At 64.5% G+C, this 26,295-nt stretch carries 23 protein-coding genes; 13 read left to right on the forward strand and 10 right to left on the reverse strand.

The window, feature by feature from the left end; all coding sequences use genetic code 11:
• Nucleotides 1-133 precede the first annotated feature (133 nt).
• From ccoG to AB5Y94_RS12000, 3 genes are all read left to right on the forward strand, one after another.
• Entirely contained in the window at nucleotides 134-1,582 is a 1,449-nt protein-coding gene (ccoG, locus tag AB5Y94_RS11990; RefSeq protein WP_005306854.1) for a cytochrome c oxidase accessory protein CcoG, read from the forward strand.
• Between the two features lie 74 nt (nucleotides 1,583-1,656).
• Entirely contained in the window at nucleotides 1,657-2,646 is a 990-nt protein-coding gene (locus AB5Y94_RS11995) for a serine/threonine protein kinase (RefSeq protein WP_368205576.1), read from the forward strand.
• A gap of 224 nt (nucleotides 2,647-2,870) precedes the next feature.
• Nucleotides 2,871-3,479: a thiol:disulfide interchange protein DsbA/DsbL gene (locus AB5Y94_RS12000; protein WP_368205577.1), complete on the forward strand. Its 609-nt coding sequence runs from the start codon at nucleotides 2,871-2,873 to the stop codon at nucleotides 3,477-3,479.
• Nucleotides 3,480-3,549: 70 nt separating this feature from the next.
• Here AB5Y94_RS12000 and phnE read toward each other — a convergent pair whose 3' ends face one another.
• The 5 genes from phnE to AB5Y94_RS12025 form a co-directional block, all read right to left on the reverse strand.
• Nucleotides 3,550-5,097 (reverse strand): phosphonate ABC transporter, permease protein PhnE, encoded by a 1,548-nt coding sequence (phnE, locus tag AB5Y94_RS12005; RefSeq protein ID WP_368205578.1) that lies wholly within the window; start codon nucleotides 5,095-5,097, stop codon nucleotides 3,550-3,552.
• Nucleotides 5,085-5,846 (reverse strand): phosphonate ABC transporter ATP-binding protein, encoded by a 762-nt coding sequence (locus AB5Y94_RS12010; RefSeq protein WP_368205579.1) that lies wholly within the window; start codon nucleotides 5,844-5,846, stop codon nucleotides 5,085-5,087. The genes phnE and AB5Y94_RS12010 overlap by 13 nt, the downstream gene beginning before the upstream one ends.
• Nucleotides 5,843-6,688 (reverse strand): putative selenate ABC transporter substrate-binding protein, encoded by an 846-nt coding sequence (locus AB5Y94_RS12015; protein WP_017779476.1) that lies wholly within the window; start codon nucleotides 6,686-6,688, stop codon nucleotides 5,843-5,845. The genes AB5Y94_RS12010 and AB5Y94_RS12015 overlap by 4 nt, the downstream gene beginning before the upstream one ends.
• A gap of 124 nt (nucleotides 6,689-6,812) precedes the next feature.
• Nucleotides 6,813-7,991 (reverse strand): nicotinate phosphoribosyltransferase, encoded by a 1,179-nt coding sequence (gene pncB, locus AB5Y94_RS12020; RefSeq protein WP_368205581.1) that lies wholly within the window; start codon nucleotides 7,989-7,991, stop codon nucleotides 6,813-6,815.
• Nucleotide 7,992: 1 nt separating this feature from the next.
• The gene (locus AB5Y94_RS12025; RefSeq protein WP_024942648.1) at nucleotides 7,993-8,628 is read right to left on the reverse strand and encodes a nicotinamidase; all 636 of its coding nucleotides are present in this window, start codon (nucleotides 8,626-8,628) and stop codon (nucleotides 7,993-7,995) included.
• A gap of 75 nt (nucleotides 8,629-8,703) precedes the next feature.
• Between AB5Y94_RS12025 and AB5Y94_RS12030 the strand changes: the two genes are divergently transcribed.
• Nucleotides 8,704-9,354, forward strand: a complete 651-nt coding sequence (locus tag AB5Y94_RS12030) for a DNA mismatch repair protein MutT (RefSeq protein ID WP_005306829.1) — start codon at nucleotides 8,704-8,706, stop codon at nucleotides 9,352-9,354.
• 100 nt (nucleotides 9,355-9,454) lie between these two features.
• Nucleotides 9,455-9,940 carry a DUF523 domain-containing protein gene (locus AB5Y94_RS12035; RefSeq protein ID WP_017764912.1) on the forward strand — a complete coding sequence of 162 codons (486 nt, stop codon included), beginning with the start codon at nucleotides 9,455-9,457 and terminating at the stop codon, nucleotides 9,938-9,940.
• Here the strand turns inward: AB5Y94_RS12035 and AB5Y94_RS12040 are convergent.
• The 3 genes from AB5Y94_RS12040 to AB5Y94_RS12050 form a co-directional block, all read right to left on the reverse strand.
• Nucleotides 9,886-10,839 carry an acyltransferase gene (locus AB5Y94_RS12040; protein ID WP_268037732.1) on the reverse strand — a complete coding sequence of 318 codons (954 nt, stop codon included), beginning with the start codon at nucleotides 10,837-10,839 and terminating at the stop codon, nucleotides 9,886-9,888. The genes AB5Y94_RS12035 and AB5Y94_RS12040 overlap by 55 nt on opposite strands.
• Nucleotides 10,833-11,747 (reverse strand): acyltransferase, encoded by a 915-nt coding sequence (locus AB5Y94_RS12045; protein ID WP_099360239.1) that lies wholly within the window; start codon nucleotides 11,745-11,747, stop codon nucleotides 10,833-10,835. Before AB5Y94_RS12045 ends, AB5Y94_RS12040 begins: the two co-directional genes overlap by 7 nt.
• A gap of 115 nt (nucleotides 11,748-11,862) precedes the next feature.
• Nucleotides 11,863-13,377 carry a YifB family Mg chelatase-like AAA ATPase gene (locus AB5Y94_RS12050; protein ID WP_368205584.1) on the reverse strand — a complete coding sequence of 505 codons (1,515 nt, stop codon included), beginning with the start codon at nucleotides 13,375-13,377 and terminating at the stop codon, nucleotides 11,863-11,865.
• Between the two features lie 384 nt (nucleotides 13,378-13,761).
• Between AB5Y94_RS12050 and ilvG the strand changes: the two genes are divergently transcribed.
• The 6 genes from ilvG (at nucleotide 13,762) to ompA (ending at nucleotide 21,578) form a co-directional block, all read left to right on the forward strand.
• On the forward strand, nucleotides 13,762-15,408 hold the full coding sequence (gene ilvG, locus AB5Y94_RS12055; RefSeq protein WP_368205585.1) for an acetolactate synthase 2 catalytic subunit: 1,647 nt from the start codon (nucleotides 13,762-13,764) through the stop codon (nucleotides 15,406-15,408).
• Nucleotides 15,405-15,656 carry an acetolactate synthase 2 small subunit gene (gene ilvM, locus AB5Y94_RS12060; protein ID WP_005306810.1) on the forward strand — a complete coding sequence of 84 codons (252 nt, stop codon included), beginning with the start codon at nucleotides 15,405-15,407 and terminating at the stop codon, nucleotides 15,654-15,656. Before ilvG ends, ilvM begins: the two co-directional genes overlap by 4 nt.
• Nucleotides 15,657-15,668: 12 nt before the next feature.
• On the forward strand, nucleotides 15,669-16,613 hold the full coding sequence (locus AB5Y94_RS12065) for a branched-chain amino acid transaminase (protein ID WP_368205587.1): 945 nt from the start codon (nucleotides 15,669-15,671) through the stop codon (nucleotides 16,611-16,613).
• 146 nt (nucleotides 16,614-16,759) lie between these two features.
• Complete coding sequence (ilvD, locus tag AB5Y94_RS12070; RefSeq protein ID WP_279451947.1) at nucleotides 16,760-18,601, forward strand: dihydroxy-acid dehydratase; 1,842 nt, start codon at nucleotides 16,760-16,762, stop codon at nucleotides 18,599-18,601.
• A gap of 104 nt (nucleotides 18,602-18,705) precedes the next feature.
• Nucleotides 18,706-20,226, forward strand: coding sequence for a threonine ammonia-lyase, biosynthetic (ilvA, locus tag AB5Y94_RS12075; protein WP_042005589.1), 1,521 nt, complete (start codon nucleotides 18,706-18,708; stop codon nucleotides 20,224-20,226).
• Between the two features lie 245 nt (nucleotides 20,227-20,471).
• A complete protein-coding gene (gene ompA, locus AB5Y94_RS12080) occupies nucleotides 20,472-21,578 on the forward strand; it encodes a porin OmpA (RefSeq protein ID WP_017781279.1) in 1,107 nt (368 codons plus the stop codon).
• Between the two features lie 50 nt (nucleotides 21,579-21,628).
• Here the strand turns inward: ompA and AB5Y94_RS12085 are convergent, their stop codons facing one another.
• On the reverse strand, nucleotides 21,629-22,027 hold the full coding sequence (locus AB5Y94_RS12085) for an HPP family protein (RefSeq protein WP_017781278.1): 399 nt from the start codon (nucleotides 22,025-22,027) through the stop codon (nucleotides 21,629-21,631).
• Between the two features lie 137 nt (nucleotides 22,028-22,164).
• On the opposite strand from AB5Y94_RS12085, the gene AB5Y94_RS12090 reads away from it, so the two are divergent.
• Complete coding sequence (locus AB5Y94_RS12090) at nucleotides 22,165-22,719, forward strand: TetR/AcrR family transcriptional regulator (protein ID WP_017779486.1); 555 nt, start codon at nucleotides 22,165-22,167, stop codon at nucleotides 22,717-22,719.
• A gap of 52 nt (nucleotides 22,720-22,771) precedes the next feature.
• Nucleotides 22,772-23,896, forward strand: coding sequence for a hypothetical protein (locus AB5Y94_RS12095; protein WP_042050040.1), 1,125 nt, complete (start codon nucleotides 22,772-22,774; stop codon nucleotides 23,894-23,896).
• Nucleotides 23,897-23,975: 79 nt separating this feature from the next.
• On the opposite strand, the gene priA is transcribed toward AB5Y94_RS12095, so the two are convergent.
• Nucleotides 23,976-26,183 (reverse strand): primosomal protein N', encoded by a 2,208-nt coding sequence (gene priA / locus AB5Y94_RS12100; protein WP_082970173.1) that lies wholly within the window; start codon nucleotides 26,181-26,183, stop codon nucleotides 23,976-23,978.
• Nucleotides 26,184-26,295: the final 112 nt, after the last annotated feature.

Raw genomic sequence — 26,295 nt, forward strand, 5'->3', positions numbered from 1 at the left:
GGCGATACGTCTTTTTTGTTGCTTGAAATTGCGACACCACTCGAACATTAGATACATTTTACCCACACAATTAGCAGGCTGTTTAAGATATAATCCGCCCCATAACAATTAATTAATGGAGCGAAGTGTTGCAATGGCCGACCAGGACAAGATCGATATCAAGGATGTCACCGGCGATGTAACGGGGACGTTCAACCCCAATACCTTCAAAGCCAGCGACGACAGGTTCAACCCCGGCAACCGCATCTATGTCCGGGCCCAGACCGGCTACTGGCAGCGGATGCGCAAGGCCATGGGCTGGTTCTTCGTGGTGCTCTTCGTCGCCATTCCCTGGTTGCGCTATGACGGTCGACAGGCCGTGTTGTTCGATATCGGTCATCAGCAGTTCCACATCTTCGGTGCCACCATCTGGCCGCAGGATCTCACCCTGCTGGCCTGGGTCTTCATGATCGCTGCCTTTGCCCTCTTCTTCGTGACCACCTTCCTGGGGCGGGTCTGGTGCGGCTACCTCTGCCCGCAGACGGTGTGGACCTTCATGTTCATCTGGTTTGAAGAGAAGCTGGAAGGCTCCGCCAACAAGCGCCGCAAGCTGGACGCCTCGCCCTGGAACGGCGAGAAGCTGGCCCGCAAGGGAGCCAAGCACCTGGCCTGGCTCCTGCTGTCGCTGGGCACCGGCCTCACCTTCGTCGCCTACTTCCAGGATGTGTTCCAGCTGGTGCCTGACTTCTTCACCCTGCAGGCCAGCGGCTGGGTCATCTTCTGGGTGGTGCTCTTCGCCGCCTGCACCTACGGCAACGCCGGCTGGATGCGTGCCATCATGTGCATTCACATGTGCCCCTATGCCCGCTTCCAGTCCGCCATGTTCGACAAGGACACCTTCATCGTCGGCTATGACACCAAGCGCGGCGAGACCCGGGGGGCCCGTTCCCGCAAGGCCGACCCCAAGGCGCTGGGACTGGGGGACTGCATCGACTGCGACCTCTGCGTGCAGGTCTGCCCGACCGGCATCGACATCCGCGACGGCCTGCAGTACGAGTGCATCAACTGTGGCGCCTGCGTCGACGCCTGCGATCAGACCATGGAACGAATGGGCTATCCGAAAGGGCTCATCAGCTATACCACAGAGCACAAGCTGGCCAACGACTCCACCCATGTGGCGCGGCCCAAGCTGATCGGTTACGGCCTGGTGATGGCCATCATGCTGGGGGTGTTCGTCTACAACGCCATGTCCATCATGCCGATGGGGCTCGACATCCTGCGGGATCGCAACCAGCTGTTCCGCGAGAACAGCGAGGGGCTCATCGAGAACACCTATACCCTCAAGATCCTCAACAAGACCCTGCATCCCCAGACCTATCAGCTGGATGTGGAAGGGTTGCCGGAGCACGAGTGGTTCGGCCCGCGCGAGGTGACCCTGAAGGCCGGCGAGATCTATACCCTGCCGGTGAGCGTGGCCGTCGATCCCTTCAACCTGAAGAAGCCGACCCTGGACATCCGCTTCGTGCTCAAACGCGAAGGGGCGGCGCCGGACGACAGCAAGGGGACCCTGCGCCAGCCCAGTAAATTCATCAGCCGGTTGTGACGGCAAGGCACACCGCCATGCACGGCAACTGCGGACAGTAGTGATAGAATGGGGCGCAACGGCGCCCCTTTCTCATGGTGGATGACATGCGTTTCAACTATTCCGATCTCACTCCCGACCTCATCATGGATGCGCTGGACCTCAGCGGTCTGCGGCTCGACTCGGGCCTCATCGAGCTCAACAGCTACGAAAACCGGGTTTATCAGTTCCAGGACGAGGATCGTCGCCGCTACGTGGTGAAGTTCTATCGTCCCGGCCGCTGGAGCTGGGCCCAGATCCTCGAGGAGCACGAGTTTGCCGCTCGCCTGTGCGAGGCGGAGATCCCGGTCGCCGCTCCCATCGCCTTTGCCGGCGAGACCCTGCTGGAGCATCAGGGCTACCCCTTTGCCATCTGGCAGAGCGTGGGGGGACGCCAGTTCGAGGTGGACAATCTCGACCAGCTGGAGTGGGTGGGGCGCTACCTCGGCCGCATCCATCAGCTCGGTGCCAGCAAGCCCTTCCACCATCGCGTCCGGCTCGACGTGGAGACCATGCTGCACGAGCCGCGTCAGCTGCTGGCGTCCGGCGAGTGGTTGCCGAGCGGGTTGGCCAGGCAATTCTTCGGGGTGCTGGACGAGCTGATCAAGCACGTCGGCGACGCCATGACCCTGGATGTGGCGCAGATCTCCCTGCATGGCGACTGCCATCCGGGCAACATTCTCTGGCGCGACGGTCCCATGTTTGTCGATCTCGATGACTGCCGCACCGGCCCCGCCATCCAGGATCTCTGGATGATGCTGAACGGCGAGCGCAGCGAGCAGCAGATCCAGCTCGACACCCTGCTGGCGGGCTATGAAGAGTTCATGGAGTTCGACCCGCGCGAGCTGGCGCTCATCGAGCCGCTGCGGGCCATGCGCATCGTCCACTACATGGCCTGGCTGGCGCGGCGCTGGGAGGATCCCGCCTTCCCCCGTCACTTCCCCTGGTTCAACACCGAGCACTACTGGCGCCAGCAGATCGCCACCCTGCACGATCAGCTGGAGGCGCTCAAGGCGCCGCCCCTGACCCTGATGCCGGGCTGGTGATGCGGCGGGTTGCCAGCCGTTCGTTATGCCTGCCGCAGACCCGCGGCAGCCTATCAAGGCGTTCGCGCTGACACGGGCGCCGGGGAGAGAGCTTGACGACCTGGTGCGCGAGGGATGGGACTCGCCCCTGCTTGATCATTGACTGTGCAGTGGTGACGCAATAGGCTTGGCACTGCTTCGGTTCGCCGGGCGTGCCTCACAGTGATCCCTTAACAGGAAACGTCATGAAAAAAATTCTGTTTTTCCTTGCTGCCATGCTGATGATGCCCATGGTTCACGCCGCCCCCGAATTCAAGGAAGGCGTCAACTATGATGTGGTCAAGCAGACCGGTAGCGCCCAGCCGGAAGTACTGGAGTTCTTCTCCTACTACTGCCCCCACTGCGCCAAGTTCGAGCCGATTGCCGAGGATCTGAAGAAGAACCTGCCGGAAGGCGTGTCGATGAAGAAGAACCCGGTGGCCTTCCTGGGCCGCGAAATGGGTCCGGAGATGCAGCGTGCCTACGCCGTTGCCAGCCTGCTGAACGTTGAAGGCAAGCTGACCCCGGCCATCTTCGACAAGATCCACACCCAGCGTCAGATCCCGCAGAGCCGCGCCGACGTGAAGCAGATCTTCGTGGACAACGGCGTACCGGCCGAAGAGTTCGACGGTGCCGTCGACAGCTTCGCCGTCTCCGGCATGGTCTCCCAGTTTGACCGCAACACCGAAAGCTACAACATCCGCGGTGTGCCGGCCTTCCTGGTCAACGGCAAGTACATGGTGAAGATCGAATCCATTACTTCCCAGGATCAGTTCAACCAGCTGGTGAAATTCCTGCTGGCCAAGAAAGACTGACCTCGTCTGATCCCATGAAAAAAGCCCGCCGGTGCAAACCGGCGGGCTTTTTGTTTATCAGGAGCCTGCGTCAGATCTGGCAATCCCGCTGAGTGGGGGCCGGGCGCGGCAAGCGGGTGCGGCGGCTGATGGCCTCCGCCAGCCAGACCAGCAGCAGGATGGCCAGCAGCAGGGTGGCAGTCTGATCGTAACGGAACAGGCTCAGGGAAACATAGAGCTGCTGCCCCAGCCCGCCGGCGCCGACCACGCCGAGTATGGTGGCGGCCCTCAGGTTCATCTCGCCGCGATAGAGGCTGTAGGCCAGCCACTGGCGCGTGACCAGGGGAAACAGCCCGTACCAGAAGCTGGCAATGGGGCCGGCACCGCTCAGCTGCAGGGCGAGGCGGGGGGCGGGATCGGCGTTCTCCAGGGTCTCCACGAACAGCCGCGCCAGCACCCCGGTGGTGTGCAGGGTCAGCGCCAGTATGCCCGCCACCGGCCCCAGCCCGACCGCGATCACCAGCAGGCTGGCGAAGATGAGCTCGGGTACCGAGCGCAGCAGGTTGAACAGCAGCCGCAGCGGCCAGCAGTGGCGAGCGAGGCAGGCCAGCGGCAGGGCCAACAGGGCGCTGAAGAGGGTACTCAGCAGCGCCATCTGCACCGTATCGAGCAGGCCGCTGGCCACCGTCTTGAGGAAGGGCCATGACCAGTCCGGTTGCAAGAACTCCCCCAGAAAGGAGCCCAGTCCCCCGAAGGAAAAGCTCAGCATGCGCCAGTCGAGCTGATAAAGGGCGAGAGCTGCGGCCAGTCCCAGGCAGATCAGCAACAGCAGGCCGGGGGAGCGGCTGTGGCGCAACCAGGCGCTGAGGCCATCCGCCAGGGTCACCAGCAGGATGAAGGCCAGCAGCAGGGTCACCACCTCGCCACCGGCAAACATGCGCAGGGAGAGCTCGAGCTGCTGGCCGAGCCCGCCGGCGCCGACGAAGCCCATGATGACGGAGGCGCGCAGGGCGCACTCCCAGCGGTAAACGGTGTAGGAGAGCAGCTCCTGGCGCACCGCGGGCAGCACGCCGTACCAGAGTGCCTGCAGCCGGCCGCTGCCGCCGAGCAGCAGGGCGCGGGCAGGTTGCAGGGCGCCGCTCTCCATGATCTCGTTGTAAACCTTGGCCAGCATGCCGCCGTAACTGACCGCGATGGCCAGGATGGCGGCCAGCGGCCCAAGCCCGGACAGGCGCACGAACAGCAGCGCCCAGATGAGCTCGGGCAGGCTGCGCAGCACGATGGCGACGAGGCGCGAGAGGGCCCGCAAGGCGCTGCGCAGCGGGCTGGGCACCGGCCCCAGTTCGGCCAGCGACAGGGCGCGCGAGCCGAGCAGGGCAAATGGCACGCCGAGCAGCAGGGCACCCGCCAGTCCCAGAGTGGCGACCGCCAGGCTCTCCAGAGTCGCGGTCAGGGTCAGGGCGAGAAAGTCCCGATCAAAACGGGGTGGCCAGCTGGTGGCGAGGAAATTGCCCATCTGCCGCCAGCTCTGGCCGTCGAACAGGCCGAGCCAGCCGTCAGCCTGCTGCCACAGGCTGTAGCCGATCAGCAGCAACAGCCAGGGCAGGGGATGGCGCCAGCGGTGGGTCAGTTCAAACACGCAGCCGCCTCGTCATCACCGGCGTAGAGCTCGGCCAGCATGGCCGGCGTGACGGCCGTCGCCGGACAGTCGAACTGCACTCGCCCCTCGCGCAAGCCGATGATGCGGGGGAAGCGGCCGAGCGCCAGCTCGACCGCATGCAGGTTGGCGATGAGTGTGCTGCCCCGGGCGCGGGCCTGGGCCAGCAGGGCATCCAGGCTGCTCTGGGCGAGCACGGGGTCGAGGGCGGAGACGGGCTCGTCCGCCAGGATCAGGTCCGGCAGCTGATAGAGCACCCGGGCGATGCCGACCCGCTGCAACTGGCCACCGGAGAGCTCGCCGCAGCGCTGTTGCCACTTGTCGGCAAGGCCGAGGCGGGCCAGTTCGGCCCGCGCCCCTGCTGGGTCGCAGGGGCGCAGCAGGGAGAGCAAGGAGCGGCCGAGGGACCACTGGCCGAGCCGACCGGCCAGCACGGCGGTCATCACCTGCTGGGAGGCGGGCAGTGGCGGTTGCTGCCAGACCATGCCGATCCGGCTGCGCAGCCGCTGGCGGTCCCGGGTGGAGAGGCTCCAGGGATCCTGCTCCCAGAGGGCGAGCCTGCCTTCGCCACGCAGCTCGGTGCCGATCAGCCGCAGCAGGCTGGTCTTGCCCGCGCCGCTCGGCCCTATGATGGCCACGCACTCACCTGCCGCTATCTGCAGGTTGAACGGCTGCAGGATGCGGCTCTGGCCGAGCCGTAATCCTTCCCCGTCCAGTGTGACGGCGATCACTTCAGCAGGCCGGCCTGGGTGGCGGCGGCTTCGATGCCCAGGTAGTTCTCGGGTTTGGTCTCGATGAAGCGGCTGGCGCGTTGCAGCTTGAGGATCTCGGCCTGGGCGGGCACCGCCGGATCCAGACTGAGGAAGGCCTGTTTGATCTTCTCTTGCAGGGCAGGATCCAGGCCGCCGCGCACGGTCCAGTTGTAGTCAAAGTAGGTCGGGGTGGTCCAGATCACCTTGACCTTGGCGGTGTCGACCTTGCCCTCTTCCACCAGTTTCTCCCACACGGAGGCGTTGAGCGCACCGGCCGGCACCTTGCCGGAGGCGACCCAGGCAACGGTGGCGTCGTGGGCGCCGGAGAAGGCGACGTGGGCGAAGTCACGCTCCGGGTTGATGCCCTGCTCGGCCAGGAAGTGGCGTGGCATCAGGTGACCGGAGGTGGAGGAGGGGGAGCCGAACGCAAAGTCCTTGCCCTTGGTGTCGGCCAGGGTCTTGATGCCGCTGTCGGCATTGGCGATGAACTTGGAGGTGAACTGGGCATCCTCCTGGCGTTGTACCAGGGGCACCACCTTGTCGGCGCGGCGATGGGCCTGCACATAGGTGAAGCCACCGAGCCAGGCCATGTCCAGCTTGCCGGCGGCCAGCGCCTCGACCACGGCGGCGTAGTCGTTGACCGGCACGAACACCACCTCGCGGCCGGTCTTCTCGGCCAGGTAGTCACCCAGCGGGGCAAACTTGCGTTGCAGCTCGGTGGGGGCCTCGTCCGGGATGGCGGAGACCCGCAGCGGTTCGGCGGCGATGGCGCTCAGGCTGGTGAACAGGGTGGTGAGGGCGAATATCCATTTGCGGGTCATGGTGCATTCCTTGGTGGGCTGTCGTTCGGGCAATAGAAAGGCCCGACACCAGTCGGACCTGACGAGGAGAGAATGGTAGGGGGCCACTGGCCACTGGCGCAAGATGCGCCCCCAAAAATAGGCGTTAGACCCCGACGTGGAAGGCCTGCTTGAGGTTGCGGATGAAGTCCGCGTCCCGGCACAGGGTCTTGCCCGGGCTGTCGGAGATCTTGGCGACCGGGCCGCCGTTGCACTCCATCAGCTTGAAGACGATGTTCATCGGGCTGACCCCGGGCAGATCGCAGGTGAGCTTGGTGCCGATGCCGAAGCTGGTGTTGATGCGGCCGCGGAAGTGGCGCAGCAGCTCGACGGCCTTGTCGAGATTGAGGCCATCGGAGAAGACCAGCGTCTTCTCTGTGGGGTCGATGCCGAGCCGCTGATAGTGGCTGATGGCCTTCTCGCCCCACACCACGGGATCGCCGGAGTCGTGACGCAGCCCCTGATAGCGGCTCGCCAGCTCGAAGTCGAAGTCGCGCAGGAAGGCATCCATGGTGATGCAGTCGGTGAGCGCGATGCCGAGGTGGTTGGTGAACTCATCCAGCCAGCTGGTGAGGGCGGCACGCTGGCTGTGCTCGAGCGGGAAGCCGAGCTGCTGATGGGCCTGGAACCACTCGTGAGCCTGGGTGCCTACCGCCGGCAGGCCGTACTTCTGGGCCAGCAGGTAGTTGCTGGTGCCGCGAAACGCCGGCAGCCGCTCCTGGAGGCGGCCCACCACCGCATCCTGTACCGCGAGGGAGAAGCGGCGGCGGGTGCCAAAGTCGATGAGGTTGAACTCGCTCATCTCCTCCCGGCTCAGCTCCCGCTCCAGCTTGTCGAGCTTCTGATCGAGCCGCTCCAGCGCCTGGCTGACGCCAAACTGGGGGTAGCGGAAGCGGTTGCGCATCTCGCTGATGATGGCGAGCACCGGGATCTCCCACAGGATCACGTCCTGCCAGGGGCCCTCGACCCGTACGTTGATGCGACCATCCTGCTCGAACACCTTGAGCAGCGAGGCATCCAACGGCTTGCGGCGCAGGTGGTCGAGGTAGTCAGGGGTAAAGAAGGGGCGCTCCGCCAGGAAGTTGAGCTCGGGCCGGGTCAGCCGCAGGGAGCCGGCGAGGCGCAGCTTCTCCTCGATCTGACCCATCATGGGCAGCAGATCTTCCTCGTTGCGGCTGTGGAACTCGGCCACCACCTCGGCATCCGGATAGCGATGGAACACCGCCTGCTGCATGTGCAGCTTGTAAGCATCTGTATCGAGCAGGCTGTTGAGAATAGGAGGCATATCAGGCGTCCAGCAGGCGTTGTACATCGGCAAGGGTCTGGGCCAGTTCGGCGCCGGCCTCGATCATCTGGGTGTGGGCCTGAGCGACCGTTTCGGGGGCGATACCACGACAGGCATCGAGATGGACGATCACCCGGAAACCGGCGCGGCGCAGCTGCAGCACGCTGGTCTTGACGCAGTAGTCGGTGGCGAGGCCGCCGGCCAGTACGGTCGTGACGCCGCGGGCTTGCAGAAACTCGATGAGCCCTGTGCTGCGGCGCTCGGCCAGATCGTGGAAGCAGGTGCCGTAGGGGTGCAGATCCGGCTCGACCCCCTTCCAGACGAAGAAGTCGTAATCGACCGGGGCCGGCAGGCCGTCGAGCAGTTCGAAGCCGCGAGTGCCCGGCACGCAGTGCACCGGCCAGGTGAGGTCGGCGTTGGGCATATCCAGCGGCAGCAGCATGCCGGCAGGGTCGCTGACGGCCCAGGCGGCGTTGGCCGGGTGTGAATCCTTGCTGCCGACCCGCAGGCTGGCGAGGGTGGCCTGAGCGTTGAGCGCAGCCACAATATCATCCCCGCCCGCGACGGGCAGTTCGTTCGGGCAGAGGGGGGTAAACCCCTTCTGCGCATCAATATCCAGGCTGGCGACGGTTCCCATTGAGTGGCTCCTGCACATACTATTCGTGTGATATTATCTACCAAACATTAATCGAAGGCGAGCAGGGCGATCGGCATGTTGAGAATGAGTCTGGATATGGTGGTGCTGCGGTTGAACGAGGAGCGGCTCGAGCTGCTGCTGGAGACCCGCGATCGCCCGCCCTTTGCCCACTGCTGGCAACTGCCGGCCCTGCGCATCGACGAGACCCGGGATCGGGATCTGGACGCGGCTCGCCATCGCCTGCTGACCGAATGGGGGCTGGGCCATTGCTACAGCGAGCAGGTCTGCACCCTGGGCAACCTGGAGCGGGATCCCCGTGGCTGGTCCACCACCCTGGTCTACCTCTGTCTGGTGGATCCCGAGGTGGAGGTTCTCCACGGCTGTTGGCACCCGCTTGCAGCCCTGCCGGGGCTCAGCCTCGCCTTCGACCACACCCAGCTGATCGCCAGAGGGCTGGAGCGACTGCGCATCAAGAGCCGTTACAGCACCCTGCCGCTGCAACTGCTGGGGGCCGAGTTCACCCTCTCCGAGGTGCAGCGGGCCTTCGAAATCATCCTGCAGACCCCGATGAACACGGCCGCCTTTCGCAAGCGCATCCATCGCGCCGATATCCTGGTGGACACCGGCCGCAAGCGCACCGGCAAGCAGCGTCCCGCCATCCTCTACCGGCTGGAGAGCCCCTGCTGCGTGATGTTCGATCAGGTGATGCACGGAGCGGAAGCATGAGTGGTGCAGGTGTGCACAAGGTATTGGTAAGCGCCTGTCTGCTGGGTCCATGTTCGTTGCGCTACGAGGGCCCAGGTTTTAGCCAGCGGGGGAGCAAAGCATGAGTGAGACCAGCGTGCACAAGGTATTGGTGAGTGCCTGCTTGCTGGGTCAGCCGGTTCGTTACGACGGCCAGAGCAAGGGCATCGTCAGCGACTGGCTGCAGACGCTGGGGGCCGAGGGGCGGGCATTGGCCTTCTGCCCCGAGGTGGCGGGCGGTCTGCCGACGCCGCGCCCCCCTGCCGAGCGGCAAGGGGAGCGAGTGATGACCGCAAGCGGGCTGGATGTGACGGCGGAGTTTGCCCGTGGCGCCGCGCTGGCGCTGGCGACTTGTCAGCAGCAGGGCATTCGCTTCGCCCTGCTGAAGGAGGGGAGCCCCTCCTGCGGCAGCGGCCGCATCTACAACGGCCGCTTCGAGGGGCAGTCCGTGGCGGGCGAGGGCATGACCACTGCCCTGCTGCGCCGCCACGGCATCGCCGTGTTCAGCGAGGATCAGCTGCCCGAGCTGGCCTCGGCGCTCGCCTCGGCTGCCTGCGGCTCGGTCTGAGCCGCCGCATCGGCCGCCTGCCACTGCGCCAGCACGGCATCCTTCTCCTGCCAGCGCTGGTTCAGCCACTCCTGGAAGCCGCGCTTGAACTGCTTGTCATTGAAGTAATCCCCCACCAGCTGCTCGCCCACCGGCAGCTCCTCGATTCGTACCCGGATGCGCTTCATCCGCCCCATCAGGAAGTCCTTGAAGGGGGTCTCGACGTTGTCCGGATAGCTGATGGTGACGTTGATCAGGCTGTCGAACTGCTCCCCCATGGCCGCCAGGGTGAAGGCCAGCCCCGCCGCCTTGGGCGGCATCAGATGCTGGTATCGGGAGCGGGAGGCATCGCGCTTCGCCTCGGTGAAGCGGGTCCCCTCCACGAAGTTGATGACGGTGGTAGGGATGTGGCGAAACTGCTCGCAGGCGTTGCGGGTGGTCTCGATATCCTTGCCCCGCAGATGCGGGTTGCGCAGCAAGAACTCCCGTGAGTAGCGACGCATAAAGGGCATGTCCAGCCCCCAGCAGGCCAGCCCCAGCAGCGGTATATAGATGAGCTCGTGCTTCATGAAGAATTTGGGCACCGGCAGCCGGTCGCGAAACAGGTGGCCCAGCACGACTATGTCGGTCCAGCTCATGTGGTTGCTGATGATGAGATACCAGCCATCCTTGCGCAGCCGGGTGTCGTCCTCCACCTGCCAGTCGATGCGGGTGGTGAGGCGGATCACCAGGGCGTTGCAGGCCAGCCACAGCCGCATGAAGCGGTTGTTGAGCCGGCTGCAGGCACGGGCCAGGGGCGGAACGGGCAGCAGTTTGACCAGCGACACCAGCAGGATCAGGCTGGCGCACAGGGCGGTAAACAGTATGGTCAGGCTGGCGCTGATGAGCAGCACCAGCGGACCCGGGAGCAGGCTTAGCATGGCGTAGTTTGGGGCGTCTTGTCTGTCAGCAGCTGGTTCAGGGTCTGGTCCTTCTCGTGCCAGATCCCGTTCAACCACTGCTGAAACTCTTGTTGGAACTCGGGGTCATTGAAGTAATCCCCCACCAGATTGCGTTCGATCGGCAGAAAGCGGACCCGAACCTTGATCTCCTTGACCCGACCGCACATGAAGTCCCAGTAGCTGGGGATGCCACCCGGATAGGCGATGGTCACATCCACCAGCTTGTGCAGCTGATCGCCCATGGCTGCCAGGGTGAAGGCAATGCCGCCAGCCCGCGGGTGCAGCAGGTGGCGATAGGGCGCTGCCTGTTTGTCGTGTTTGCGGGCGGTGAAGCGGGTGCCCTCCACGAAGTTCATCACGCTCACCGGCATGTGGCGGTACTTGGCACAGGCCTTGCGCGTGGTCTCTATGTCTTTTCCCTTCAAATGGGGCTTCTTTTCCAGCAGTTTGCGGGAATATCGCTGCATGAAGGGGAAATCCAGCGCCCACCAGGCCAGCCCGAGGAAAGGTACCCAAATCAGTTCTTTCTTGAGGAAAAACTTCAGGAAGGGGATTTTTTGATTAAAAACCCGCTGCAGTACCAGTATGTCGACCCAGGATTGATGGTTGGCAATCACCATATACCACTCATTCCGGTGCCCTTTGTCCACTCCGACCACATCGAAAGGGGTTCTGATGATGGTTTTCTGGATCAGGTTGTTGAAACCGATCCAGCAGCCGGCGCTGCCATCCAGCAGGGCATTGCAGAAGGTGCGCCAGCCCTTGAGGGGCAGCACCAGCTTGAGCAGGCCCAGCGAGAGGATCGGGATAAACCAGAACAGGGTGTTGAGAAAATAGAGCAGGGTCGAGAGGCTGCCGCGCAGTCGCTCAATCAGCTTGTTGGGCATGGGTCGGGTCCGTCTTGCTGTCGATAAAGGGCCATCAAGTGGTCAGATCTGTGGCCATAATATCAGCCGATGGCCCGCGAGACCATGCAGGGCCGTCAGGTGCGCTTGCGACCCATCAGCCGCTGCGCAGCCGTGACAGCAGCCGATCCATCGCCCGGTAACCGAGCGCCTCGATCAGGTGCTCTCTTTCGATGGCGGCGTGCCCCGCCAGATCGGCGATGGTGCGCGATACCCGCAGGATGCGGTGCCAGGCCCGGATGCTGAGCCCAAGCTTCTGGATGGCGTTCTCCAGAAACTCGGCATCCTGCGGCGATAAGCGGCAAATTTCTTCGATTTCACGGCTATCAAGCAGGTTGTTGAGCTTGCCGTTGCGGCTTAGCATGCGCTCCCGTGCCCCCAGCACCCGCTCGCGGATCTGCTGGCTCGACTCCCCCCGCTCGGCCTTGCCGGTCAGGCTGCCCTTGGGCAGCAGCGGCACCTCCACCGTCAGGTCGAAGCGGTCGAGAAAGGGGCCGGAGAGCTTGCCGAGGTAGCGCAGGATCTGATCCGGGCTGGAGCGGGTCTGGCCATCGCCATAGTGGCCGCAGGGGCTGGGGTTCATGGCGCCGACCAGCTGGAAGCGGGCGGGAAAATCCACCTGACGGGCGGCCCGGCTGATGGTGATGTGGCCCGTTTCCAGCGGCTCGCGCAGGGAGTCGAGCACCTTGCGCTCGAACTCCGGCAGTTCATCCAGAAACAGCACCCCGTTGTGGGCCAGGGATATTTCACCGGGCCTTGGATGGCTGCCGCCGCCCACCAGCGCCACGGCCGAGGCGCTGTGGTGCGGTGTGCGATAGGGCCTGTGATGCCAATAACCGGCGCGCGGGGTGAGGCCGCCGATGGAGTGGATGGCGGCGGTCTGCTGCGCCTCCTGTTCGCTCAGCGGTGGCAGAATGCCGGGCAAGCGGCTGGCCAGCATGCTCTTGCCGGTGCCGGGCGGGCCGATAAACAGCAGGTTGTGGCTGCCGGCGGCGGCGATCTCCAGTGCCCGCTTGGCCTGGGATTGGCCGATCACATCCTGCAGATCCGGCACATCGGGCAGGCTCTCCGCGCTCTGGGGATCCGGCAGCGGCAGCTCGTATTGACCCGCCAGCCAGGCGGTGACGGCCAGCAGCTGATGGGCGGTGCGCACTTCTGCGTCCTGGATCAGCGAGGCCTCGGGGCCGTTCTCCCGCGGTACCAGCAGGGTGCGCCCCGCGTCCCGGCAGGCGAGCACGGCGGGCAGCACGCCGAGCACGGGGCGGATCTCGCCGGTCAGGGCCAGTTCCCCCAAAAATTCGTGATCAAGCAGATATTTTGCCGGTATCTGCTTGGAAGCGGCGAGAATACCGATGGCGATAGCCAGATCGAAACGGCCCCCCTCCTTGGGCAGATCGGCGGGGGCCAGATTGACCGTGATGTGCTTGCTCGGGAACTCGAAATTGCCGTTGAGCAGGGCACTGCGCACCCGATCCCGCGACTCCTTCACCGAGGTTTCCGGCAGGCCCACCATGTTGAAGGCGGGCAGACCGTTGGAGAGGTGCACTTCCACCGTGACTTGCGGGGCCGCTATTCCCAGGCTGGCACGGCTATAAACCACAGCTAATGACATAAATCCCGTCCTTGGTTTGATGTATGTGCTGGTTAACCGTTTTTTATTAGTTTTTTATTCCAACTGACGCGATTGGACTCAGTGAAAATCAGAGTCTTGTCAGGCAAAAAACGCTTGCCCAATAAAATCCGCCGTGCTAGTTCTAATAGCCATTCGCGGTAAAAACCGCCCCAATTTCACAGGATTTCCGGTTGTAACTATGAACATGGCCTCCCGTTTCGTCAGCATTATTGTGGTCCTAGTGGTGATTATTATCTCACCGCTCGGGGCTCGTTTAGCTGCACGGAACAAGGGATAGACCCACCACCGGACAGAACGAAACAAGCGACCCCCGAGCCTCACGGCCCGGGGGTTTTTTTTCGACCAAAGGACAGGATTTTCCAGATGAACGGCGCGCAGTTTTTGGTACAGGCTCTCAAGAAACAGGGTGTGACCCAGGTGTTTGGTTACCCGGGCGGGGCCATCATGCCGGTCTACGATGCCTTGTATGACGGCGGTCTGGCGCACCAGCTCTGCCGCCACGAGCAGGGGGCCGCCATGGCGGCGGTGGGCTTTGCCCGCGCCTCCGGTCAGGTGGGGGTTTGCATCGCCACCTCGGGCCCGGGTGCCACCAACCTGGTGACTGGCCTTGCGGAGGCGCTGCTCGACTCGGTACCGCTGGTGGCCATCAGCGGCCAGGTGCCCTGCGCCGCCGTGGGAACCGATGCGTTCCAGGAAGTGGACGTGCTCGGCATGTCTCTCTCCTGCACAAAGCACTCCTTCATGGTGACGGACGTGGCGGATTTGCCTCAGGTGATCGCCGAGGCCTTCGCCATCGCCAGCGAGGGGCGCCCCGGCCCCGTACTGATCGATCTGCCCAAGGACGTGCAACTGGCCGCGGTGCCGGCCCAGAGTCCGCTGTTTGCGGTGGCGGAGCCCGAGCATCTCAATCCGGCCGAGCTGACGGCCGCTCGCTCCCTGCTGGCCACCGCCGAGCGCCCGGTGCTCTACGTCGGCGGCGGGGTGGGGATGGCCAACGCCGAGCAGCAGCTGCGCGACTTTGCCGTCGCCACCGGCATGCCTGCGGTCACCACCCTCAAGGGAATAGGCGCGCTCGACCCCGACAGCCCTGTTTATCTGGGCATGCTCGGCATGCACGGCACCAAGGCCGCCAACTATGCGGTGCAGCAGTGCGACCTGCTGGTGGTGGTGGGCGCTCGTTTCGATGATCGGGTGACCGGCAAGCTGGAGGAGTTCGCCCCCGAGGCAAAAGTCATCCATCTCGATGTGGATGCCGCCGAGTTCGGCAAGCGCCGCGCCGCCGAAGTGGGCATCACCCAGGATCTGAAACAGGTGCTGCCGCGCCTTGCCATGTCCCTTGCCGTCGACCCATGGCGTGAGCACTGCGCGAACATGGCCCGCGAGTACGCCTTTCGTTACGACCATCCCGGCCAGCCCATTTATGCCCCGGCACTGCTCAAGCAGCTTTCTGCCAGGTTGCCGGAGAGCAGCGTGGTGGCCTGCGACGTGGGTCAGCACCAGATGTGGGTGGCCCAGCACATGCGCTTCACCAGCCCGCGCAACCACCTCTCCAGCGCCGGTCTCGGCACCATGGGCTTCGGCCTGCCCGCCGCCATCGGCGCCAAGATGTCGCGCCCCGAAGATGAGGTGGTGCTGGTGAGCGGCGACGGCTCTTTCATGATGAACGTGCAGGAGCTTGGCACCATCCGCCGGGCCCAGCTCAAGGTGAAGATGGTGCTGCTGGACAACCAGCGCCTCGGCATGGTGCGCCAGTGGCAGGAGCTGTTCTTCGACGGCCGCTACAGCGAGACCATCCTCTCCGACAACCCCGATTTCGTGGCCCTGGCCGCCGCCTTCGGCATTCCGGGCGAGACCATCACATGCAAGGAGGAGATAGCCCCGGCCCTCGACCGCCTGCTGGCGAGTGAGAGCGCCTATCTGCTGCATGTGGCCATTTCAGAGGAAGAAAACGTCTGGCCCCTGGTTCCGCCAGGAGTCGCCAACCACCAGATGATGGAGCAACGCCCATGAGTCAGTTCAATACCTTGCAAATCCATGCCCAGCCCAGACCCGAAGTGATGGAGCGGGTGCTGCGGGTGGTGCGTCACCGCGGTTTCAACCTCTGCGCCCTCAACATGGAGCAGGATTGCCAACAACTGCGGATCACGGTTACTGTCGAGTCGGTGCGTCCCATCCAGCAGTTGTGGAGCCAGCTGGTCAAGCTGGTGGACGTCTCCCGGGTCGATGCACTGGAACAGCAACCCCGGATCAGAGCTTAAGGAGCCAAGCCAATGTCACAGCCTTCCCAATCCGCCACTCACCCCCAATACATCTGGTTCAACGGCAAACTGGTGCCCTGGCAGGATGCCCAGGTGCACGTGATGAGCCACGCCCTGCACTACGGCTCCTCGGTGTTCGAGGGGGTACGTGCCTACGACACCCCCAAGGGGACCTGCATCTTCCGTCTGCAGGAGCACACCCGCCGCCTGTTCGACTCCGCCAAGATCTATTGGATGGACGTCCCCTACAGCGAGACCGAAGTGAATGAAGCCTGCCGCACCGTGGTGCGCGAGAACGGCCTGAAGAGCGGCTATCTGCGCCCGCTGGCTTTCATCGGTAACGTGGGCCTTGGCCTGCATCCTCCCAAGGATGCCAAGGCCGACGTGATCGTTGCGGCCATTCCCTGGGGCGCCTATCTGGGGGAAGAGGGACTGAAGAACGGGGTGGATGTGTGCGTCACCTCCTGGAACCGGCTCGCTCCCAACACCATTCCCACCGGTGCCAAGGCGGGCGGCAACTATCTCTCCTCCCAGCTGATCAGTCGCGAGGCCAAGCGCAACGGCTTCGCCGAGGGGCTGGCGCTGGACGTGAACGGCTACCTGAGCGAAGGGGCGGGGGAGAACCTGTTCCTGGTGAAGAACGGCGTGCTGTTCACTCCGCCCGCTACCGCCGCCATCCTGCCCGGTATCACCCGCGACACCATCATGACCCTCGCGCGTGACTTGGGATACGAGGTGCGTGAGCAGGCGTTGCCCCGTGAGGCCCTGTATGTCGCAGACGAGATCTTCATGACCGGCACGGCAGCCGAGGTGACCCCGGTGCGCTCCGTCGATCGCATGCAGGTGGGTGCCGGTTGCCGTGGCCCGGTGACCGAGCAGCTGCAGAACGCCTTCTTCGGCCTGTTCAACGGCCAGACCGAAGACAAGTGGGGCTGGTTGACGCCGGTGGCTGACTGACAAATGAGGGGAGGCGATGTGCCTCCCCGAGTCGCTTCCGGTCAGGGCACTGCGCTGTGTCCTCACCAGGATCGATTCCCGATCCGAGAGTCACTTTTTCATTTCCAAAGATAATGAGCCCGCTGGGCATTCAGGGAGTAGAGACAATGCCGAAGTTGAGATCCGCCACCACCACCCACGGACGTAACATGGCCGGGGCCCGCGCCCTGTGGCGTGCCACCGGCATGACCGATCAGGATTTCGGCAAGCCCATCATCGCCGTGGTCAACTCCTTCACCCAGTTCGTGCCGGGCCACGTCCACCTCAAGGACCTGGGCCAGCTGGTGGCGCGCGAGATCGAAGCCGCCGGCGGGGTCGCCAAGGAGTTCAACACCATCGCCGTGGATGACGGTATCGCCATGGGCCACGGTGGCATGCTCTACTCCCTGCCGTCGCGCGAGCTTATCGCGGATTCGGTGGAGTACATGGTCAACGCCCACTGCGCCGACGCCATGGTCTGTATCTCCAACTGCGACAAGATCACCCCGGGGATGCTGATGGCCGCCCTGCGCATCAACATCCCGGTGATCTTCGTCTCCGGCGGCCCGATGGAAGCGGGCAAGACCAAGCTCTCCGATCAGATCATCAAGCTGGATCTGGTGGACGCCATGATCCAGGGCGCCGACCCCAAGGTTTCCGACGCCCAGAGCGAACAGGTGGAGCGCAGCGCCTGTCCCACCTGCGGCTCCTGCTCCGGCATGTTTACCGCCAACTCCATGAACTGCCTGACCGAGGCGCTGGGTCTCTCCCAGCCGGGCAACGGCTCGCTGCTGGCGACCCACGCAGACCGTGAGCAGCTGTTCAAGCTGGCGGGCCAGCGCATCGTCACGCTGGCCAAGCGCTGGTACGAGCAGGACGATGCCTCGGCGCTGCCACGCAACATCGCCACCAAGGCGGCGTTCGAGAACGCCATGGCGCTCGACATCGCCATGGGCGGCTCCACCAATACTGTGCTGCACCTGCTGGCGGCGGCCCAGGAGGCGGGTGTCGACTTCACCATGACCGACATCGACCGCATGTCCCGCAAGGTGCCTCAGCTGTGCAAGGTGGCGCCCTCCACCCAGAAGTACCACATGGAAGACGTGCACCGCGCCGGCGGCGTCATCGCCATCCTGGGCCAGCTGGAGAAAGCGGGTCTGGTGCACGGCGACGCCCGCAACGTGCTGGGCACCTCGCTGGTGGAGCTGCTGGCCGAGTATGACGTCAGCCGTCAGCCGAGCCAGGAGGTGGTGGACTTCTATCGCGCCGGCCCGGCCGGCATCCGCACCACCAAGGCGTTCAGCCAGGATTGCCGCTGGCCGGAGCTGGATCTGGACAGAGCCGAGGGCTGCATCCGCTCGCTGGACAACGCCTACAGCCTGGAAGGGGGCCTGGCCGTGCTCGCCGGCAACCTGGCGCTGAACGGCGCCATCGTCAAGACCGCCGGGGTGGACGAGGAGAACCTCACCTTCCGCGGTCCGGCCCGGGTATTCGAGAGCCAGGACACTGCGGTCGCCGGCATTCTGGATGGCACAGTCCAGGCTGGTGAAGTTGTGGTGATCCGCTACGAGGGCCCGAAAGGGGGCCCAGGCATGCAGGAGATGCTCTACCCCACCACCTATCTGAAATCCATGGGCCTGGGCAAGGCGTGTGCGCTGATCACCGACGGCCGCTTCTCCGGCGGCACCTCGGGTCTCTCCATCGGTCACGTCTCGCCGGAGGCGGCCTCTGGCGGCACTATCGGTCTGGTGGAGGATGGCGACATCATCAACATCGACATCCCGGCCCGCAGCATGGTGCTGGAGGTGGCCGACAGCGTGCTGGCCGCCCGCCGCGTCGCCGTCGAAGCTCGTGGCTGGAAGCCGCTCGATCGCCAGCGTCAGGTCTCTTTTGCCCTGCGCGCCTACGCCATGTTCGCTACCAGCGCAGATAAAGGCGCGGTGCGTGATCGCACCCTGTTGGGGGAATAAAGATGAATTCCAATATGAACTATGAGCAGTCGACCCGACTGGTCGGTCTTTGCGCCGACAAAGGGTTGATGTGGCGCGATCGCTCGATGCTGGGGGAATAAGTCATGGTCTCTGCGGCGGATTATCTACGCAAGGTGTTGCTCTCTCCTGTCTACGAGGCGGCGCGGGTTACCCCTTTGCAAACCCTGAAGAAACTCTCCGAGCGGCTCGGCAATCACGTCAGTCTGAAGCGGGAGGACCTGCAACCGGTCCACTCCTTCAAACTGCGCGGCGCCTACCACAAGATTGCCACCCTGACCCAGGAGCAGAAGGAGCGCGGCGTCATCGCCGCCTCTGCCGGCAACCACGCCCAGGGGGTCGCCCTGTCGGCCGCCAGGCTCGGCATCAAGGCGATCATCGTGATGCCCAAGACCACGCCGGACATCAAGATCGATGCGGTGCGCCGCCAGGGCGGCAACGTGCTGCTGTTTGGCAACAGCTTCGACGAGGCCTACGGCGAGAGCCGCCGTCTCGCCGAGTTGGAGGGCTACACCCTGATCCCGCCGTTTGACGACGTCGAGGTGATCGCCGGGCAGGGCACCATCGGCAAGGAGCTGCTGGAGCAGGATACCCATCTCACCCACGTCTTTGTGCCGGTGGGGGGCGGCGGGCTGGCCGCCGGGGTGGCGGTCTACATCAAACAGCTGCTGCCGGATGTGAAGGTGATCGGGGTGGAGGCGGAGGGCTCCGCCTGCCTCAAGGCTGCGCTGGCGGCCGGCGAGCCGGTCAATCTGGAGCGAGTCTCGCTGTTTGCGGACGGGGTGGCGGTCAAGCGCATCGGCGAGGAGACCTTCCGCCTGTGCAACCAGTATCTGGACGAGGTGGTGACCGTCTCTAACGACCAGATCTGCGCCGCGCTCAAAGACATCTTCGACGACTGTCGCGCCATTGCCGAGCCGTCGGGCGCCCTGTCACTGGCCGGCCTCAAGGCCTACAGCGAGCGGGAGCAGGTCAAGGGTGGCCGGATGGCGGCCATTTTGTCCGGTGCCAACGTCAACTTCCACAGCCTGCGCTACGTGTCGGAGCGTTGCGAGATCGGCGAGAAGCGCGAGGGCATGCTGGCGGTGACCATCCCCGAGCGCAAAGGGGCCTTCCTCGACTTCTGCCGTCAGCTCGGGCCCCGCATGGTGACCGAGTTCAACTACCGTTACGCCGATGCCGAGCAGGCGTCGCTGTTCGTCTCGGTGCGCCTCAGCGGCGGTGACGAGGAGCTGGGCCAGATCATCGATCAGCTCGGCGGCAACGGCTACCCGGTGGTCAACATGACCGAGAGCGAGCTGGCCAAGAATCACGTGCGCTACATGATTGGCGGCCGCCCGGCCCGGCCCCTCGGTGAACGTCTCTACAGCTTCAAGTTTCCGGAGCAGCCTGGCGCCCTGATGCGCTTTCTGGAGACCCTGGGCTGTCGCTGGAACATCAGCCTGTTCCACTACCGCAACCACGGCGCTGACTATGGCCGGGTGCTCTGTGCCTTCGAGCTGCCGGACGAGGACGTGGCGTCATTCCACGACTACCTGCACGAGATTGGCTACGGCTGGAAAGAGGTGAGCGACGACCCCGCCTATCGGCTGTTTCTGGCCAGCTAGGCGCGCTGCAAGCAGCAAGAGGGAGGCCATCGGCCTCCCTTTTTCATGGTGCTGCCGGCGCACCCGTGGATACCCCAGCATGGGGCGTTTTGCTGCCGGGAATGCCGGGCGCTTCACACTCTTGAGTCCAAAGTCATTTGAGGCTGGCAGCAGATGGGATAACCTGATGGGCGGGGCCGGGTTTGCCCCATCAGGGAAGAGAGGCGCAAGAGCGCCCATCACGACTCATTGCAGAGGCTTTTACCATGAACAAATCGATACTTGCCGTGCTGGTCAGCGGCCTGCTCGTCAGCGGGGCCGTGCAGGCTGCCGCTCAGGACAACACCTGGTACGTCGGCGGCAAGGCCGGCTGGTCCAAGTTTTTCGACGTGGATCAGAAGCAGGTCGTCTCCGACACCCTGGGGGCGTTGCAAAACACCAGCACCAGCAAGGATACGCTCGGGCTGGGCGCTTTTGCAGGCTATCAGCTCAACCCCAACCTGGGCTTCGAATTCGGCTATGACTGGTTCGGCAAGTACACCTCGTCCGGCGAATTGAGCGGGGTGAGGGTGGAAGGGGAAGCCAAGAGCCAGATGATCCAGACCACCATGAAGATAGGGTTCCCGGTCAACGATGCGCTGGATCTCTATGGCCGGATCGGCGGTGGCTACGCCTGGACCAACAGCGAACTGTCGGCCCAGACGGCCACCGACTTCATCAAGGATACCGGCAACAAGCATGGCGCCGTGTTCGTCGGGGCGCTGGGGGCCGAATACGCCATCGACCGTGACTGGGCCGCCCGCCTCGAATACCAGTACACCACCCCGCTCGGGGATACCTCCCTCGATCGTTCCGGCATCGAGATGGACAACGGCCTGCTGGCCTTCGCCATGCTCTATCGCTTCGGTCAGCAGGGCGGCGAAGTGGCGGCGCCCGTACCGGCCCCGGCTGCGGCGCCTGCTCCCGCCGTGGTGGTGGTGCCCAAAACCTTTAGCCTGAGCTCGGACGTGCTGTTCGAGTTCAACAAGGCGACCCTGAAGCCGGCTGCCAGCCAGGCGCTCGACGCTCTGTTCAGCCAGATAGTGGCGGCCAATCCGAAAGACGGGGTGGCAACCGTGATTGGCCACACCGATCGCATCGGCTCCGATGCCTACAACCAGGCGCTCTCCGAGCAGCGCGCCCGCAGCGTGGCCGACTACCTGATTGCCAAGGGGCTGTTTGCCGACAAGGTGCGGGTCGAGGGGCGCGGCAAGTCCTCTCCGATCACCGGCAACAACTGCAGCAGCGGCTCCAGACCGGCGCTGATCGCCTGCCTGGCACCAGATCGGCGGGTGGAAGTGCGACTGGAGGGGGTCTCCCAGCAGGCGCAATGACCAGGGTGACAGCATGAACGACGAGGGAGGCCCAGGCCTCCCTCGTCTGTTTAACCGGTACCAAGTCGTCGCTGCCATTTGACCCGCTGGAAGCCGTAGCCCAGCAGGATCAGCAGCAGGGCTCCGGGCAGTACCGTGTGCCACAGAAAGGGCCACTGTTGCCCCGTCATCAACACCAGCAGGGGGTTGGCGCCGGCGGGCGGGTGGATCAGATCCAGCCCCTGCATCAGCGCGATGGCCAGCCCCACGCCCAGGGCCAGTTGCAGCTCCAATGGCAGGGGCAGCTCCTGTACCAGCAAGCCGACGGTGGCCGTCAGCAGATGTCCGCCAAGCACATTCCACGGCCGTGCCAGCGGGCTCGCCGGCAGGGAAAACAGCAGCACGCAGCTGGCCCCGAAGGGCGCCATGATCAGGGCGGCATGCCAGCTGATGTTCAACCAGCCCAGCACACCTATCGCCAGTGCCGCCCCCACTCCTGCCCACAAGGGGCCATACCATCTCGTCATCACGGTTTCCTTCTTGGTTTGTCAGCCGTGATTAGGCACATTAGGTAGACAGATCGGTGTACTTCAAGGGGAAAAACGCGATGAGCGAAAAACGGCAGCAGCTGATGGAGACGGCCTACCGTCTGTTCAACCGCCATGGTTTTCACGCCACCGGCATCGACCGCATCTGGGCGGAGGCCGGCAGCACCAAGCGCACCCTCTACCGCCATTTTCCCACCAAGGATGCCCTGATCGAGGAGGTGCTGCAGTCCCGCGAGCGGGAGTTTTTCGCCCTGCTGGAAGCGCGTCTGCAGGGACAGGAAGGGCGGGAGAGCCGTCTGCACGCCCTGTTCGACGGCTTCGGGGAGTGGTTTGGCCGCAGCGACTTCTATGGCTGCAACTTCATCAACGCCAGCGCCGAGTTTGCCGATCCCCGTCACCCGGTTCGCAAGCTGGTGGTGGCGCACAAGCAGGCGCTGCTGGACTGGGTCAGCACCAGGCTCGATTGCCACGAGGCACAAGCCACCGGCATCTGCCTGCTGCTGGAGGGGGCCGTGGTGATGGCGCACAGCTATCAGCAACCGCTGGCACTGGTGCAGGCAAGGTCGCTGGCATTGGCGCTGTTATGTGCCGATGGCGAGGTGCCTGCCGGCTGATATAGCCAATCGGTGTTAAGCCCGCCCCGGCAGCTGGTCGATAACTGACCAGATGTATGGCGCCGAGGGCGAAGATATGCGCATCGATCACTACGACCTCCAGGGGGAGGTGCAATACCAGCAGCAACAGGCCCAGGCCCGCAAGGTGCGCCGGCTCGGCCCCGTGCCGCCAGCCAGCCAGGTGCAGTCCCCTGCCACGGCGCCGGCGGACTCTGCACCCGTTGCTGCCAGCGGCAGCCAGCTCACCTTCACCCGCAGCAGCCTGCTGACGCTGCAGATGGCCAGCCGCAGCGCCGCCGGTGCGGTTCAGAGCGCTCCTGAACCGGCGTCGGCCAAGTCCACCGAGACCGGCAAGAGCGAACAGGATGGCATCCCTAACGACGGGCTCGACAATCGTCAGCGGCTCATCAAGCTGATGATCGAAGCCATGCTGGGCCACAAGATAGAGTTGCCGGAGCCCATCAAGCCGGCCGAGCAGGGCGCGGAGGGGGTGAGTACCCCGACGGGTGAGGGGACCCAGCCTGCTGCCGAGCCGGATCAGCTGGTGGAGGTGACCGACAGCCTGCTGCAAAAAGAGCAGCTCAACGTGGTGGCGGCGGCGAACTTGCAGACCCAGGATGGCCAGACCCTGCAGCTGGATCTGGGCTTTGTGCTGGACTGGCGCCAGCTCGACATCAGCCAGCGCCGCACCACCCTCAATGCCTTAAAGGATCCGCTGGTGCTCAGCCTGGACGGCAAGATAGCCGGCCTGACCGACGCCCGGGTCAATTTCGACCTCGATCAGGATGGCAAGGCCGACAGCCTGCCCGGCCTGAGTGAAGGGAGCGGCTTCGTGGCGCTGGATCGCAACGGCAACGGCACCATAGATGACGGCGGCGAGCTGTTCGGGGCCCGCTCCGGCAACGGATTTGGCGAGCTGGCGACCCTGGATGAGGATGGCAACGGGGTGCTGGACGAGCGGGACAGCCAGTTCTCGGCGCTGCAGTTCTGGCAGCCGGACCAGTCACCCATCGCCCTGGTGGAGCTGGGGATCGGTGCCATCCTGCTGCATCCCCTCGACACCCCCTTCAACCATCTGGGGGAAAGCGGCAATCAGGGGGTGCTGCGTCAGTCCGGCCTCTATGTGACCGAGCAGGGAAAGGGCGGCTGGGTGCAGCAGGTTGACCTGCGAGTCTGAACCCTGCACCCGCATGGCAAACCCGGTCGCTGACGTTGCACGTTGGCGACCGCTTCACCCTCAGCAACCAGCACCTGACTCAATTCAGCTCGGTGGGGTCTATGTCGAGGCTCCAGCGTACCCGCTTGGTCTCGGGCCACCCCTCCAGCTCCTTCACCGCCCAATCCAGCAGTTGGGCCAGTGGCGCCCGGTTCGGCCCCTGTACCAGCAACTGCATGCGGAACTTGCCCGCCTTGCGCTCCATGAAGCCGCTGATGGGCCCAAGCACCTGCACATGTGGGTAGCGGGCGCTGCGCAGGGTGTCGGCGAGGCGGGCGAGGAACAGCTGCACCTCGTCGCGGCCGTTGGCCTCGGCCCGAAATAGCCCCTGATAGCTGAACGGAGGCAGCCCCAGCAGGCGGCGCTCTTTCAACGCCGTGTCGGCGAAATGGCCATAGCCGTTCTGGGTCAGATCCTGCAGCAGGGCGTGTTCCGGATGGTGACTCTGCAGCACTACCAGCCCCGGCTTGCTGGCGCGACCGGCACGGCCCGCCACCTGGGTGTAGAGCTGGGCCAGCTTCTCGGCGGCGCGAAAATCGGCGCTGAACAGGGCGCCATCCACATCCAGCAGCCCCACCAATGTCACGTCCGGGAAGTGGTGGCCCTTGGCCAGCATCTGGGTGCCGATCAGGATCTTGTACTTGCCCGCCTTGATGTCGCCGAGGTGGGTCTCCAGCTCCCCCTTGCGCCGGGTGTTGTCCCGATCGATGCGTACCACCGGATATTGCGGGAAAACGGTGCCGAGCAGCTGCTCCAGCTGTTCGGTGCCGACCCCGGATCCGATCAGTTCGTTGCTGCCACACTCCGGGCAGTGATGGGGCAGCGGGCGCACGCTGTCGCAGTGGTGGCAGTGCAGCCGTCGCCCGGCCTGGTGCCAGGTGTACCAGGCATCGCAGCGCTCGCAGGCGGCGCTCCAGCCGCACTGGTGGCAGATAAGAGCCGGGGCGTAGCCACGACGGTTGAGAAACAGCATCACCTGGTTGCCGGCCGCCAGATGCTCTGCCATCAGCTGCTCCAGCTGGGGTGAGAGGCCGGCCTGCAGCCGCACGTTCTTGATGTCCAGGATCACCTGGCGGGCGGTCTGGGCGTTGCCGGCGCGCCGGGTCAGGCTGAGGTGGTGATACTTGCCGCTGCGGGCGTTGTGCAGCGTCTCCAGCGACGGGGTGGCCGAGCCGAGCAGGATGGGAATGCCGGCGCGATGGGCGCGCATCACCGCCAGATCCCGCGCGTGGTAGCGAAAGCCGTCCTGCTGCTTGAAGGAGCCGTCGTGCTCCTCGTCGATGATGATGATGCCGAGGTCGTGAAACGGGGTGAACACCGCGGAGCGGGTGCCGATCAGGATGGCGGCGCCGCCGTCGCGGCAGGCCAGCCAGGCATCGAGCCGCTCCCGATCGTTCATGGCGGAGTTCATCGCCACCACCGGTACGTTGAAGCGGCGCCGGAAGCGGTTGATGGTCTGTGGAGTGAGTCCGATCTCCGGCACCATTACCAGCGCCTGTTTGCCCGCCTTGAGCAGGGGCTCGAGGATGCTCAGGTAGACCTCGGTCTTGCCGGAGCCGGTGATGCCATCCAGCAAAAAGGCGCCGAACCTGTCGCTCTGGCTGGTGACGGCAGAGACCGCCAGCGCCTGCTCACCGTTGAGACGCAGCCCCTCGCCCGGCTCGAAGCGGGCGGCCCAGTCACCCTCATGGCTTGGCTCCAGCGAGCGTTTCTCCAGCAGCCCCTTCTTCTCCAGTGCGCTGAGTGCTGCACTCTGGATCTCCTCCTGCTTGAGGGCGGAGGGGGTCTGCGGCCCCTTGCGCAGCAAGGCGAGCGCCTGCTGCTGCTTGGCCGCCCGCTTGAGCTCGTTGAGATCGACCGCCATGCCGGCCTCGGTGGCGAACCAGAACTCCAGCTCGCGATAGGCGGCGGGCTCCCCCTTGCGCACCAGCACCGGCAGGGCGTGGGGCAGCACCTCCCCCAGCGGGTGCTGGTAATAGCTGGCACTCCAGTTCATCAGTGCCAGGATATCCGGCCCCAGCACTGGCGCCGCATCCAATACCCGCTTGATGGGTTTGAGCTTGTTGCGCGGTACCTGGCTGTCGGCCGGGTGATCCACCACCAGTCCGACCAGGGTTTGCGGGCCGAACGGAATCTCGACCCGGCAGCCGGGGGCCGGCAAGGGCAGGGGGGAGAGATAGTCGAAATGACGGCGTAACGGTACCGGCACAGCCACACGAACCAGATCCAGGGTTTGGGAAGAATTCACCAGAGATTGCCTATTTTTTCTGCGAAGCCACTTGCCTGATCTCAGGCATTTCCTATATTATTCGCAGCCTTTGAAACTGTGTTCAACAATCGTGTGGTGTCCGACAGAAGAT

Origin of the sequence: Aeromonas sp. s5 (genome assembly GCF_040907865.1) — a bacterium.
Lineage (GTDB): Bacteria > Pseudomonadota > Gammaproteobacteria > Enterobacterales > Aeromonadaceae > Aeromonas > Aeromonas dhakensis.